General features: G+C 59.5%; 11 protein-coding genes. 5 read left to right on the forward strand and 6 right to left on the reverse strand.

The window, feature by feature from the left end; translation table 11 throughout:
- Nucleotides 1-135: 135 nt before the first annotated feature.
- Nucleotides 136-1,722 (reverse strand): ABC-F family ATPase, encoded by a 1,587-nt coding sequence (locus HX812_RS23215; RefSeq protein WP_026000030.1) that lies wholly within the window; start codon nucleotides 1,720-1,722, stop codon nucleotides 136-138.
- Between the two features lie 142 nt (nucleotides 1,723-1,864).
- Nucleotides 1,865-3,103: an MFS transporter gene (locus HX812_RS23220; protein WP_038850546.1), complete on the reverse strand. Its 1,239-nt coding sequence runs from the start codon at nucleotides 3,101-3,103 to the stop codon at nucleotides 1,865-1,867.
- Between the two features lie 155 nt (nucleotides 3,104-3,258).
- On the opposite strand from HX812_RS23220, the gene HX812_RS23225 reads away from it, so the two are divergent.
- A complete protein-coding gene (locus HX812_RS23225) occupies nucleotides 3,259-4,071 on the forward strand; it encodes a bifunctional 2-polyprenyl-6-hydroxyphenol methylase/3-demethylubiquinol 3-O-methyltransferase UbiG (RefSeq protein ID WP_038850434.1) in 813 nt (270 codons plus the stop codon).
- Between the two features lie 136 nt (nucleotides 4,072-4,207).
- Here HX812_RS23225 and HX812_RS23230 read toward each other — a convergent pair whose 3' ends face one another.
- Nucleotides 4,208-4,594, reverse strand: a complete 387-nt coding sequence (locus tag HX812_RS23230) for a TIGR03067 domain-containing protein (RefSeq protein WP_038850435.1) — start codon at nucleotides 4,592-4,594, stop codon at nucleotides 4,208-4,210.
- 402 nt (nucleotides 4,595-4,996) lie between these two features.
- Between HX812_RS23230 and HX812_RS23235 the strand changes: the two genes are divergently transcribed.
- The gene (locus HX812_RS23235; protein ID WP_038850436.1) at nucleotides 4,997-6,310 is read left to right on the forward strand and encodes a Wzz/FepE/Etk N-terminal domain-containing protein; all 1,314 of its coding nucleotides are present in this window, start codon (nucleotides 4,997-4,999) and stop codon (nucleotides 6,308-6,310) included.
- A 253-nt stretch (nucleotides 6,311-6,563) separates the two neighbouring features.
- Nucleotides 6,564-7,463, forward strand: coding sequence for a lipid A hydroxylase LpxO (gene lpxO, locus HX812_RS23240; RefSeq protein WP_010210619.1), 900 nt, complete (start codon nucleotides 6,564-6,566; stop codon nucleotides 7,461-7,463).
- Between the two features lie 21 nt (nucleotides 7,464-7,484).
- On the opposite strand, the gene ligD is transcribed toward lpxO, so the two are convergent.
- Nucleotides 7,485-9,944 carry a DNA ligase D gene (gene ligD / locus HX812_RS23245; RefSeq protein ID WP_038850438.1) on the reverse strand — a complete coding sequence of 820 codons (2,460 nt, stop codon included), beginning with the start codon at nucleotides 9,942-9,944 and terminating at the stop codon, nucleotides 7,485-7,487.
- 3 nt (nucleotides 9,945-9,947) lie between these two features.
- Nucleotides 9,948-10,778, reverse strand: a complete 831-nt coding sequence (locus HX812_RS23250; protein WP_038850440.1) for a Ku protein — start codon at nucleotides 10,776-10,778, stop codon at nucleotides 9,948-9,950.
- 184 nt (nucleotides 10,779-10,962) lie between these two features.
- Here HX812_RS23250 and HX812_RS23255 point away from each other — a divergent pair, with 184 nt between their 5' ends.
- Together HX812_RS23255 and HX812_RS23260 are read left to right on the forward strand one after the other, a co-directional pair.
- Nucleotides 10,963-11,277 carry a hypothetical protein gene (locus tag HX812_RS23255; RefSeq protein WP_038850441.1) on the forward strand — a complete coding sequence of 105 codons (315 nt, stop codon included), beginning with the start codon at nucleotides 10,963-10,965 and terminating at the stop codon, nucleotides 11,275-11,277.
- Between the two features lie 12 nt (nucleotides 11,278-11,289).
- Nucleotides 11,290-12,447, forward strand: a complete 1,158-nt coding sequence (locus HX812_RS23260) for a PQQ-dependent sugar dehydrogenase (protein ID WP_038850442.1) — start codon at nucleotides 11,290-11,292, stop codon at nucleotides 12,445-12,447.
- A 32-nt stretch (nucleotides 12,448-12,479) separates the two neighbouring features.
- On the opposite strand, the gene HX812_RS23265 is transcribed toward HX812_RS23260, so the two are convergent.
- Nucleotides 12,480-12,959, reverse strand: a complete 480-nt coding sequence (locus HX812_RS23265; protein ID WP_033901169.1) for a nuclear transport factor 2 family protein — start codon at nucleotides 12,957-12,959, stop codon at nucleotides 12,480-12,482.
- Between the last annotated feature and the right edge of the window lie 20 nt (nucleotides 12,960-12,979).

Here is a 12,979-nt window from a genome sequence, read left to right on the forward strand (position 1 = left end):
GCATCATGGCAAGGGCTTGGGGGAAAAGAAAGCAGGCTATCTATTAATTATGGCGCGCCATACACATGCAAAAAGCCCCGTCACACAGGACGGGGCTCAATCTTGCCGCTTGCAGCTAAAAACTAATGGCTGCTCTTAAAACACCACACCTTGGCTACGCAGGTAATCATCATAGGTGCCGCTGAAGTCGATCACGCCGGTGGCGCTCAACTCGATGATGCGGGTGGCCAGGGACGATACGAACTCACGGTCGTGGCTGACGAAGATCAGCGTGCCTGGGTAGTTCTCCAGCGCCAGGTTCAGCGCTTCGATGGATTCCATGTCCAAGTGGTTGGTGGGTTCGTCCATGAGCAGCACGTTCGGTTTTTGCAGGATCAGCTTGCCGAACAGCATGCGGCCTTGCTCACCACCGGAAATCACCTTCACCGACTTCTGGATCTCGTCGTTGGAGAACAGCATGCGACCCAGGGTGCCACGGATCATTTGCTCGCCTTGGGTCCACTGACCCATCCAGTCGAACAGGGTCACGTCGTCTTCGAAGTCGTGGGCGTGGTCCTGGGCGTAGTAGCCCAGTTCTGCAGCGTCGGTCCACTTGATGCTGCCGGCGTCCGGGGTCAGTTCGTTGACCAGGGTGCGCAGCAGGGTGGTCTTGCCGATACCGTTCGGGCCGATGATCGCTACGCGCTCGCCAGCTTCAACCTGGAAACTGAAGTCTTTGAACAGCGGCTTGCCGTCGAAGCCTTTGGCCATTTTTTCGACCATGACTGCCTGACGGTGCAGCTTTTTGTTCTGCTCGAAACGGATGAACGGGCTTACGCGGCTCGACGGCTTGACTTCGGCCAGTTGGATCTTGTCGATCGCCTTGGCACGGGAAGTGGCCTGCTTGGCTTTCGAGGCGTTGGCCGAGAAGCGGCTGACGAAGGATTGCAGTTCGGAGATCTGCGCCTTCTTCTTGGCGTTGTCCGACAGCAGTTGCTCGCGGGACTGGGTCGCCACGGTCATGTACTCGTCGTAGTTGCCCGGGAACAGGCGCAGCTCGCCGTAGTCCAGGTCAGCCATGTGGGTGCACACGCTGTTCAGGAAGTGACGGTCGTGAGAGATGATGATCATCAGGCTGGAGCGCTGGGTCAGGATGTTTTCCAGCCAGCGGATGGTGTTGATGTCCAAGTGGTTGGTCGGTTCGTCGAGCAACAGCACTTCAGGATCGGAGAACAACGCCTGGGCCAGCAATACGCGCAGTTTCCAGCCTGGGGACACTTCGCTCATCGGGCCAAAGTGTTGCTCCAACGGGATACCCAGGCCCAACAGCAGCTCACCGGCACGGGATTCGGCGGTGTAGCCGTCCATTTCGGCGAATTCGGTTTCCAGCTCGGCCACGGCCATGCCGTCTTCTTCGCTCATTTCCGGCAGCGAGTAGATGCGGTCGCGCTCGGCCTTGACCTTCCACAGCTCTTCGTGGCCCATGATCACGGTGTCGAGCACGGTGAATTCTTCGTAGGCGAACTGGTCCTGGCGCAGTTTACCCAGGCGTACGTTCGGCTCCAGCATGACCTGGCCGCCGGACGGGTCGAGGTCGCCGCCGAGGATTTTCATGAAGGTCGACTTGCCGCAACCGTTGGCACCGATCAAACCATAACGGTTGCCGGCGCCGAACTTGACCGAGACGTTCTCGAAGAGCGGCTTGGCGCCGAACTGCATGGTGATGTTAGCTGTGGAGATCAATTACTTTACCTATCAATGGGTTGCGAGCGTGGCGGCAGGAGCCTTCAGGCATGCGTCAACAGCGACATCAAGGCGCGAAACCCGGTCGCTGAGCAGAAGATTTTGGATGTGTGTTGGAATTTGGCGCGCATTGTCGCATATGTCAGGCGACAGTTGTATGTCCGGCGAAGGATGGTTTTGCCAAGGTCTCCGGCATCGCCAGCCACAGCAGCGCCAACGCCAGTGCCGCCACGCCGGCCAGGGACAGGAAGGCCGCGTTGTAGCCGGCCTGTTGCACGACGAAACCGGCCAGGCTGCTGCTCAATGCCGCGCCCAGGCCGAAGACGGTGGACAGGGCGCCCAGGCTGACGTTGAAGCGCCCGGTGCCTTGGGTCAGGTCCTTGACGATCACCGGGAACAGCGCGCCGAAGATCCCGGCGCCGATGCCGTCGAGCATCTGCACGGCCACCAGCCAGTACGGGTCGCTGGACAGCGTGTAAAGCACGCCGCGCAGCGGCAGGATCATGAAGCCGGCCATCAGCAGAGGCTTGCGTCCCCAGATGTCGGCTTTGAGTCCGACCAGCCAAGCCATCGGCACCATCACCAATTGCGCGGCGACGATACACGCCGACGTCAGCGGCGTGGCCATCTGCAGGTTGATCTGCGCGAGCTTCTGGCTGACCAGCGGCAGCATCGCGGCATTGGCCAGGTGGAACAGGGCGCAGCAGATCGCAAACAACAGCAATGGGCGGTTCGCCAGTAATACCCGCACGCCGGAGGGTTGTTCGTGGTCCGTGTGGTGCTCCGGGTCAAAACCACGGGCGACCTCGTGATCGATCGCCTCTGCGGACACGCAACTGATCGCGACGATACTCGCCACGGCCATGAAGGCCATCAGGTAAAACACCACCACTGGCCCAAACAGATAGGCCAAGCCACCGGCCAACAGCGCCGCGACGGCATTGCCGGCGTGGTTGAAGGTTTCGTTGCGCCCCGTACGGCGGGTGAACGCGCGAGGTCCGGTGATGCCCAGCGAGATTGCGCTGATGGCGGGCGCGAATACGGACGCGGCGACAGCACTGGCGGCCTGGGTTAACGCCACCAGGCTGAAGGAACTGACAAAGGGCAGCAGCAGGCAACTGCCGGTCACCACGATGGCGGCCAGCGCCACCACTGCGCGCTTGCTGCGGGTGCGGTCGATCAGTGCGCCTGCTGGGCCTTGGGTGAGTAGGGCGGCGATTCCTGCCAGGGTCATGACCACGCCGATGCTGGCCGGGTCCCATTTGTGCACGGCCAGCAAGTAAATCGCCAGGTAAGGGCCGAGGCCGTCGCGCACATCCGCCAGGAAGAAATTCAGGCTGTCCAGGGACAAGGCATTACGCAGGTCGGAGTGTTTGGCCACGGCGAGGTCTTCGGAGGCGGCGTTCAAGGGCTGAACACGCATTGCGTTAATGACCCGTGGGCCCTGCGTTAAGTTTCGCCCACTTCTCGGGGTTTTAATCCGAGGGCTCTTGGCTTATTTTCTGGGCCCCGCTGTTATGAATTTCTGGAGACGCAATGGACATGCCCTCAGCTCAACAGGCAATCGCCTGCAACAAGGACGCCTGGGACCAATCCGCCAGCCTGCACAAAACCACGGACACCTGGAACGCGCTGCTCAACAGTGTCGGCGCGGCTGGCTTTTCTTGCCTGGACCCGACGCTGACCGGCTTGCTGCAAGACGTGGGTGTGAACGGTAAGGATGTGGTGCAACTGTGCTGCAACAATGGCCGTGAAAGCCTTTCGCTGTATGGCCTGGGTGCGCGTTCGGTGGTGGGCGTGGATCAATCCCGGGCGTTTCTGCAACAGGCCCGTGAACTGGCCGACGTCTCACCGCACAGCCCCGAGTTCATAGAAAGTGATATCCACCAATTGCCGCAACGTTTGCAGGCGCGTTTCGATATCGCGCTGGTGACCATCGGCGTGCTGGGCTGGATGCCGGATGTGGCGCAGTTCATGCGTCATGTCGCCAGCACCTTGAAACCCGGCGGCACGTTGGTGATGTATGAAACCCATCCGTTCCTGGAGGTATTCGATCCGCGCGCGCCAGACCCTTTCCTGCCGGCCAGTTCCTACTTCCAGCGCGAGCCGTTTGTGCTGCAGGAGTCGATTGTCTATGAAGGCCAGGGCGAGGTGGCAGGACCCACATCCTATTGGTACGTGCATACCCTGGGCGATGTGGTCAATGCTGCTATCTGCGCACAGTTGCAGATCGGCCACCTGCAGGAATACGCGCACTCCAATCGCGAAGAGCTGTACGACCAGTACGAGCACCAGCCGGCGCAGCTGCCGATGTGCTTTACCTTGACCGCCACCAAACTTCCCGGATAACGCCAGGTACACCGGCAAAAAAAGCCCGCGAGGAGAGGCGGGCCAAGGGATTCACTGGAGTAGGTAGGCTTCACCTTATCGCCCCGAAAGTGAAGGCTTTGTGAAAATCCAGTCGCAGGTTCAGATGACGCGCTAATCAGGTCAGACGCACGAAAGTGCGCATGGTTTGACCGGGGCCAGTACTGAATTCGAGGGGGCGGGGCATATGTTCATCGGCTGCAATGAACACAAACTCATTGCCTTGCAGCCGATAACTGGCGGGCAACTGTTTGCCTGCGTCATCGCCTATGGAGTCGATCCAGGTAATGCGCTTGGGGACGGTGCTGCTGTCCAGGAAAAACCGGCCAGCCAGTAATACTTCGCCATCGACGGTCTTCACTTCGAAGTGGTCGCCGGTAATCGTGGTGATTGCCCCAGGCGCGCTGTGGGCGTCGATTGGATTGAGCACACCACTGTCTTCGAGTGAAGTTTGCTCCCAGGCGCCTTGCAGGGCTTGAAAGTCCGGGTCTGGAATGGATGACATACAAATTCCTTTTTGCTGAAGGTTATTTCGACTCTTGTTTCGGTAAAACACGCTGTTCTTTGTCATTAAACGTGCAATTACTCGTAGGAAAAGTCCTGTTTTTACGTTGGCATGCAATTTTTCGTTATTACGAAAAGCAATTGGCGCTAATTTGCCGGGCCGTGGGTAACGTCTTGACACGAACCGTCTATGCTCTGAGGGCTTGTCATAAAGTTATGACACCTGTGTCACTGAAATGAAACCGACTGCTGTTAGGTATAGGTTCAGGGAACTAGGTGGTGTCGTTGCTGGTAAAGGGCCGTGTGTGCCGCGTGCCTGGACGTTGCCCCCTGTTTAGTCAGAAGTTGATCAGGGCTTTTGTAGTAGGGCGCCTAATATCAACTCATCAGGGTGTAAAACAATTTGAACAACGCTCCTCAGCTTCAACATTTATCTTCGGATGAAATCGATCTCTTTGAACTGTTCGGCGCCATTTGGAAGCAGAAAACACTGGTCATCGGCTGTACGCTGGTGATGGGCCTCCTGGGCGTCAGCTACGCGTATCTAGCGCCCAAGGTGTATCAGGTCAGCAGCGTGTTGCGGCCCGCCGCCCTCAATGAACTGGATGCCCTCAACCGCTCTGAAGTCTACAAGCTACCGCCGGCGGATGCGTTGGCCAAAGTCGCCGAGCAACTGGACTCGTACGAAACCCGTTTGGGCTTTTTTCGCGCCAATCCCGTGTTGTTTGAAGCGTTCCAGCAGCCTGGGCGCAGTCTGGAACAGAGTTTCGAGACGTTCAACAATAACGCCATCAGTCTGGTGATGCCGGATCCCAAAACGGCCGACAGTCATTCAATTCGCCTTGAACTGCAGTACCCCAATTCAGTTGATGGGGTGGCGATTCTGAACGGATTCGTGGCTTATGCCCTTGCGCGGCAACAGGAGCAGGTAGGGGCGGACTTCAGGGGTATCGTCAATAATCGCCTCAGCGAAATCAAAGGCAAAATCGAGGCGGCGCGCGCCAGCTATGAAACCGATAAGGCGTCACAGATCGCCAGGTTGCTGGAGGCGGATAAAATCAAGCGCGCTCAATTACACGACGAACTCAGTGCCTTGCGCTTGCAGATGGAAACGCAGCGGACCAGCCGCCTGGCCGAGCTGGCCGAGGCCATCTCGATTGCCAAGGCAATGGGCATCAAGACTCCCACTACACCTTCTGCGATGGGCGCTGAAGCACTGCGCGGCTCCAGCCAAGTGATGCGCACTGAAGTGACCAATCAGAGAATCCCCATGTACTTCATGGGCACCGAGGCGCTGGAAGCCGAGCGAGCTGCCTTGGAGCGACGCACCAACAGTGACTTTACCAGCCCTCGCATTGCTGAAATCGGCAAGGAATTGCATATGCTTGAGGTCAACCGCAAGGTCGAAGTCCTCGGCAGCCGCGAGAATCAAGACATGTTCCTGTACCTGTATGACGTCGAGCGCCTCTGGGCCGAGGAAACTCGGCTGCGTAGCCTCAATACTGATATGAGCACGTTGAAACTGGTAACGGTCGACCGGCAGGCGCAGGAACCGCTGGGACCGATTAAACCCAAAAAGCTATTGATCATCGTCTTGAGCCTGCTGGTCGGGCTGATGCTGGGCGTAGTGGTGGCGCTGATCCGATACTTCGTCCGAGTCCGCCGCCAAAACGGGCCGTTTTCGGTGTACGGGGAGCGCCAGCTGACACCCCGCTAGTCGTCGCTGCACCCATCGCGGGCTTGCCATTCGACAAGCCCGCCCATCCCATTCAGAAGACAGCTTTTCACAATTCCTAGTTAACTTTTAGTTACAACCTGTGGCTAAATAACTGCAAAGGGCCACGAGCCGGGTTGTCACTCAGCCGGTCGTGCCGATTGTGTGAATTGTGATTTCAGGTGCTGCTATCGAACCTCGGCCGTTGTGGGCACGCAGGAGCAGCCTGTTCTCTTCTGACTTGTGACGAAATCTCTTGAAACTCATCATTGTTGTTCTCTACGTTGCCTCGATTGCGTATGTACACCTGCGTGGCCGGGTGCGGCACAAGCTGGGCCGCCAGCTCAGTGATCATTCGACCTTCCTGGCACCGATCAACTGCTTTCTTTATCTCTTCTCCAAACTACCCAGCCGACCGTACCTCTCGCCCAGCGATTTCCCTGACCTGAGCCCGCTCCAGGAACACTGGGAAGAGATCCGCCTGGAAGGGCAGAACCTGATGCGTGCCGGGGAAATCAAGCGTTCCGATCAATATAACGATGTGGGTTTCAATTCGTTCTTCAAATCGGGCTGGAAGCGCTTCTACCTGAAATGGTACGGCGACAGCCATCCTTCAGCGATGAAACTGTGCCCGCGCACCACTGAGCTGGTGCAAAGCATCGGTTCGATCAAGGCCGCGATGTTCGCCGAGCTGCCGCCAGGCTCCAAACTGGTGCGCCACCGTGACCCGTATGCCGGTTCGTACCGCTATCACCTGGGCCTGGATACCCCGAACGATCCCGGCTGCTACATCAATGTGGATGGCGAAAACTACTACTGGCGTGACGGCGAGCCGGTGATGTTTGACGAGACCTACATCCACTACGCCGAAAACACCACGCAGCAGAACCGCATCATCCTGTTCTGCGACATTGAGCGCCCGATGAAGTACCGTTGGGCCGCGGCTTTCAACCGCTGGTTCAGCCGCAACGTGATGGCGGCCGCAGGCTCGCCCAACGATGCCGGGGACAAGACCGGTGGGCTCAACCGCGCCTTTACGCGCCTGTACAAGATCCGCCTGCGCGGCAAGGAGCTGAAAAAACGCAATCGTACGCGCTACTACCTGGAAAAGTGGGCGATCTTTGCTGGGTTGGCGGCGATTTTCCTGCTGATCTAAGGCCCACCTCACGGGCGCTGTTCACTTCGGTGGATGGGCGCCCAGTTTGTCCCACATCTTCTTGCTGATCTTCTGTCGATTGGCATACCCGGCCCACGGATCCGCTTTCAACGCGTTCAAGCGCCTAAGCAAATTGGCAACTGTCCATTGTTGTGCACTGCGCAGGTCCTGCAACTCCTCACGACTGACCGGGACCGACACGGGTAGCCCCGGCCGCGCGCGCACAGAGTATGCCGCTACCGTACTGGCACCGCGTGCATTGCGCAGGTAATCGATAAAGATCTTGCCAACCCGATTCTTGGGCCCCGATGTCGCGCTAAAACGTTCGGGCAACTGCTCGGTCATGAATTGGGCGATGGCCTTGGCGAAGGCTTTGACGGTATCCCAATCGTCTCGGCGCGCAAGCGGCACGACCAGGTGCAGGCCCTTGCCACCGCTGGTCTTGACGAACGCTTGCAACCCCAGCTCATCCAGCACCGACAGGGTCAGTTGCGCGGCCTCCAGCATGGTTTTCCAGGGCAATGCCGGGTCCGGGTCGAGGTCGAGCACAAACAGGTCCGGGGTTTCGATCTTGTCCGAGGTGGCGCCCCAGGTGTGAAACTCTACGCTGCCCATTTGCACCGCGCCGATCAGCGCGCCGACGTTGTCGATTTCCATCAGGCGCGCGTGGCCCGGATCGAGTGCCTGATCCAGGTGCTTGATGTTGGGGATCGCCAGGCGCTCCGAGTGTTTCTGGAAGAACTGCTCGCCCTCGATACCCTCGGGCGCTCTCAGCAGGGACACTGGCCGATGGTGCAGAAAGGGCAGAATCCACTGGCTGATGCTGTCGTAGAACTGCGCCAGTTGCTCTTTTTGCGTACCGCTTTGTTTGTCGATCACGCGGGCTGGGTGAGTGATATTCACATCACTGCGGGTCTTCTTGGCAGGCTTCATGGATTTGGCCGTTCGCGGTTGTTCATGAACAATCTGCGCTGACGGCTTGTCGGTGCGCAGCCCGACGAACGCGGCTTGGCGGACCACGCCCTCGCGTGTCCACTCGGCAAATTGCACCTCACCGACCAACGTCGGCTGCACCCAATGCACGCCCCGCGCTTGGGCACTGGACAGTGGTTTCTCCAGGGGCGATGTCTTGCGCTCCAGCGGCACGAGTTGCGCGTAGATGGCTTTCAGTGACGCTTGATCGAAACCCGTGCCCACACGCCCGGCGTATACCAGGCCGGATTCGTCATTGACCGCCAGCAATAACGCGCCGAACCCCGTGCGTGAACCCTGTGGCCGGGTATAGCCGACGATCACAAATTCCTGGCGCAGTCGGCATTTGAGTTTGATCCAGTCGGCATTGCGGCTGGAGGCATACGGACTGCCCAGGCGCTTGCCGATCACGCCTTCGAGGGCCAAGTCGCAGGCGCTTTCAAAGATGTCACGGTGGTGCGCAGTGAATGCCTCGGAAAAACGTAGCAATTTGCTGCGGCTACCGGCCAGCGCGACCTTTAGAGCGGCACGGCGATCCTCGACCGGCGTCTGGCGTTGGTCTTGGCCGTTGAGAAAGGGGGCATCGAACACGTAGTAGACGATGTCGAGGCTACGGCCAATATCGAAGGCATTTTGCAGCGCCTGGAAGTCCGGCAGGCCATCGCCATTGAGGCTGACCACCTCGCCATCCAGCCAGCTGTCCTTGAGCTTCAGAGCCTGCAACGCCTTGACCTGGCGCGGCAGGCGGTCGGTCCAGTCGTGCCCGTTGCGGGTGAACAGGCGCACTTCGCCATCGCGTATGCGTGTGAGCATGCGGTAGCCGTCGAACTTGATTTCGTATTGCCAATTACCTTCCGGTGCGCGGTCCAGCAGGGTGGCCAACTGCGGGGTGAATTGCTCAGGGAGCTTGGTTTTCCTGGCTTTGGCTGGAGCCTTGGGTTGTCCCACTGAAGCATCGCTGAGCACGCTGTTCGGCTGGGCCTGGACGATATCGTAGTCGTCGGCCGCGCGCGCCTGCGGGTCCTTTTCCTTGATCAGCAGCCACTGTTCCTTGTCGCCGCTGCCCTTCAAACGGGTGCGCACCAGTGCCCAGTCGCCGGACAGTTTCTCGCCAATCAGGGTGAATTTGAGCTTGCCGGCCGCGTAGGCTTTGCGGGGCTCGTCATGGGGCTGCCAGATGCCACGGTCCCACACGATGACATCACCGGCGCCGTACTGACCGGCGGGAATGCTACCTTCAAAGCCGCCGTAGCTCAGCGGATGATCTTCTACATGCACGGCCAGGCGCTTCTGGCTGGGATCCAGGCTCGGGCCTTTGGGCACGGCCCAACTGAGCAGCACGCCGTCGAGCTCCAGACGAAAGTCATAGTGCAGGTTGCGTGCGTCGTGCTTCTGGATCACGAAGGACAGCGCCGACACTTTGCGTTTAGCGCCAGGCGCACTGCCTGCCGGTTCGGCGGTAATCCCGAAATCGCGTTTGCGGTTGTATTCGCTGAGGGGCTTGGACATGACTCAAGAGGCCTTGGTGGATTTTTTCGTGGCTGGCTTCTTCGCGGGTTTGCCGGCCAGGCTGCGTTTGAGCAGTTCCGTCAGGTCGATCACATCGGCGGACTTGCGCTCTTCGCTGTCCTTGGTCTCCACATCCTCGATCTTGCCGGCCTTGGCTTTTTTGGCCACCAGCGCCATGATTTTTTCCTGGAAACTGTCGCGGTAGTCATCGGGCTGCCAGTCGGCGCTCATGTCGTCGACCAGGCGCTTGGCCATGTCCAGTTCGCCCTTGGCCAGGCTCGGTTTGGTCACGTCACTGCCCAGCTCCAGTTCGTCCAGGCTGCGCACTTCGGCCGGCCAGCGCAGCATCACCAGCACCAGCGCCGAGTCCAGGGGCATCAACGCCGCCAGGTGCTGCTTGGTGTGCAGCACCACATTGGCCAAAGCGACCTTGCGGGTTTTCCTGAGGGTTTCCCTTAGCAAGGCATAGACCTTGCCGCCACGCTTGTCCGGCGCGAGGAAGTAGGGGGTGTCGATGTTCTGCAACGGGATCTGGTCGCTGGCGACAAAAGCGATGATCTCGATGGTCTGGGTCGACTTGGGGTGGGCCGAGCGGATTTCTTCTTCGCTGAGCACCACGTAGCGGCCTTTCTCGAACGCAACGCCTTTGACGATGTTGTCCTTGGTCACTTCTTTACCGGTGGTCTTGTTGATGCGCTTGTAACCGACCGGGTCCATGCTGCGCTTGTCCAGCCAGTCAAAGTCGACTCCTTGGGAGGAGGTGGCCGAGACCAGTGAGACCGGGATATGCACCAGGCCAAAGCTGATGGCGCCTTTCCAGATTGCCCGTGGCATAGGTGCGATTCCTTTTGAAGAGGCTGTGTTCTGGTGACTCGGAGGCGGTGGGAAAAGTTTCCCCGAGCAGATGCGCGGACAGATCGTGTTACACCTGATGAGAAACTATTTAGTGTCGAAAGCCGAACCCAAGGCGTAGCGTGTTATCGAAAGCACGTACTCCTCGCCCCAGAGAGGCTTTGTCATGAACAGTTGTATGCGTCACGTAGCAATGCTGGTGTTGGGCCTGGCCCTTATTCCCGCGGCCCAGGCCCAAAACTTGCCCGGCAGCAACAATGGCAACAACGGCCCGATCCACCGGGCCAATCCCAACAGCATGCAGGGCACCCAGCCGAATGCGCCGGCCGTTCGCGGTATCCAGACCGGGCCGACCACGCGCACGCCGACCCTGGAAAACGGCGGCATCGGCAACAGCTACCCCAAACGCAATGCCGCCCCCAGCCGCCCGGCCACCGAAACCAAAGCCCCCACTTATGATGCCAACGGCAATCGCCGGTAAGGATCCCGCCTTATGTTTCTACGCAAACGCCTGCTAGCCGCCCTGTGCGCCACCTCGTTGCTGCCGTTGACCGCCGCTTACGCCGCCGACGCCCAGCAGTTCCCCAGCGAACAGGGCAGCATCACCGCGACGCCGATCGCAAAAGGCCTGGACCACCCATGGGCGGTAGCCTTTTTGCCGGACAAGCAAGGCTTCCTGGTGACGGAGCGCCCTGGTCACCTGCGCTTTGTCAGCCCCGACGGCAAGCTGTCCGCGCCACTGAAGGGTGTGCCGCAAGTCTGGGCCAAAGGGCAGGGCGGTTTGCTGGATGTGGTGTTGTCGCCGGACTTCAAAGAGGACCGCACGGTCTACCTGTCCTATGCAGAAGGTGGCGGCGAGGGCGGTACCGCTGGCACAGCCGTGGGCCGTGGGCGGCTGGCGGCAGACCTCAGTGGCTTGACCGACTTCAAGGTGATCCTGCGCCAGGAGCCCAAGCTGTCGACCGGTAACCACTTCGGCTCGCGCCTGGCGTTCGACCGCGATGGCTACCTGTTCGTGACCCTGGGTGAAAACAACGATCGCCCGACGGCCCAAGACCTGGACAAGTTGCAGGGCAAGGTCGTGCGCATCTACCCGGACGGCCGTGTGCCGGATGACAACCCCTTTGTCGGCCAGCAAGGCGTGCGCCCGGAGATCTGGTCCTACGGCCAGCGCAACCCTCAAGGGCTGGCGCTCAACCCGTGGAGCGGCACGATCTGGGAAAACGAACACGGGCCGCGCGGAGGTGATGAGATCAACATCATCGAGCGCGGCAAGAATTACGGTTGGCCGTTGGCCACCCACGGCATCAACTACTCCCTGACACCGATTCCCGAAGCCAAGGGCAAAACGGTGGAAGGCACAGTGCCGCCCCATCATGTGTGGGAAAAGTCGCCGGGTATCAGTGGCATGGCGTTTTACGATGCGGATCGCTTCAAGCCCTGGCAGCACAACGTGTTTATCGGTGCGCTGGTCAGCCAGGAGTTGATCCGGTTGCAGTTTGATGGCGACAAGGTGATCCACGAGGAACGTTTGCTCGGCGGCCTGAAGGCGCGGATCCGCGATGTACGGCAGGGCCCGGACGGGTTCTTGTATGTGCTGACGGATGAAGATGATGGCGTGTTGTATCGGGTTGGGCTGAATCAGGATTAAGCAGTGGGGCCGGCAAACCGGCCCCACCTGTTTTACAGCCCCAAATCGGACAACCCCGGATGATCATCCGGGCGTCGGCCCAGCGGCCAGTGGAACTTGCGCTCGCTTTCCTTGATCGGTAGATCGTTGATGCAGGCAAAACGATTGGCCATCAGGCCGTTCTCGTCGAATTCCCAGTTTTCGTTGCCGTAGGAGCGGAACCAGTTGCCCGAATCGTCGTGCCACTCATAGGCATAACGCACCGCGATGCGGTTATCGGTGAATGCCCACAACTCCTTGATCAGGCGGTAGTCCAGTTCCTTGGCCCATTTGCGCGTGAGGAAACCTTTGGCTTCTTCGCGGTTATGCGCAAATTCGGCACGGTTACGCCACTGTGTGTCCAGCGTGTAGGCCAGGGACACCCGCTGCGGATCACGGGAGTTCCAGCCGTCTTCGGCCAGGCGGACTTTCTCGATGGCCGACGCGCGGGTGAACGGCGGCAGGGGCGGACGTGTTTCTACAGTCGATGACATTGGCAATTCCTCAATGAATA

Origin of the sequence: Pseudomonas sp. IPO3749, from assembly GCF_013386605.1 — a bacterium.
Lineage (GTDB): Bacteria > Pseudomonadota > Gammaproteobacteria > Pseudomonadales > Pseudomonadaceae > Aquipseudomonas > Aquipseudomonas azotoformans_A.

Excerpts from the sequence above, each read along its gene's own strand:
- HX812_RS23230 (WP_038850435.1), bottom strand. The coding sequence starts at position 4,594 with ATGTCATCCATTCCAGACCCGGACTTTCAAGCCCTGCAAGGCGCCTGG.
- HX812_RS23250 (WP_038850440.1), bottom strand. The coding sequence starts at position 10,778 with ATGCCACGGGCAATCTGGAAAGGCGCCATCAGCTTTGGCCTGGTGCAT.
- HX812_RS23265 (WP_033901169.1), bottom strand. The coding sequence starts at position 12,959 with ATGTCATCGACTGTAGAAACACGTCCGCCCCTGCCGCCGTTCACCCGC.
- HX812_RS23225 (WP_038850434.1), top strand. The coding sequence starts at position 3,259 with ATGGACATGCCCTCAGCTCAACAGGCAATCGCCTGCAACAAGGACGCC.
- HX812_RS23255 (WP_038850441.1), top strand. The coding sequence starts at position 10,963 with ATGAACAGTTGTATGCGTCACGTAGCAATGCTGGTGTTGGGCCTGGCC.
- HX812_RS23260 (WP_038850442.1), top strand. The coding sequence starts at position 11,290 with ATGTTTCTACGCAAACGCCTGCTAGCCGCCCTGTGCGCCACCTCGTTG.
- ligD (WP_038850438.1), bottom strand. The coding sequence starts at position 9,944 with ATGTCCAAGCCCCTCAGCGAATACAACCGCAAACGCGATTTCGGGATT.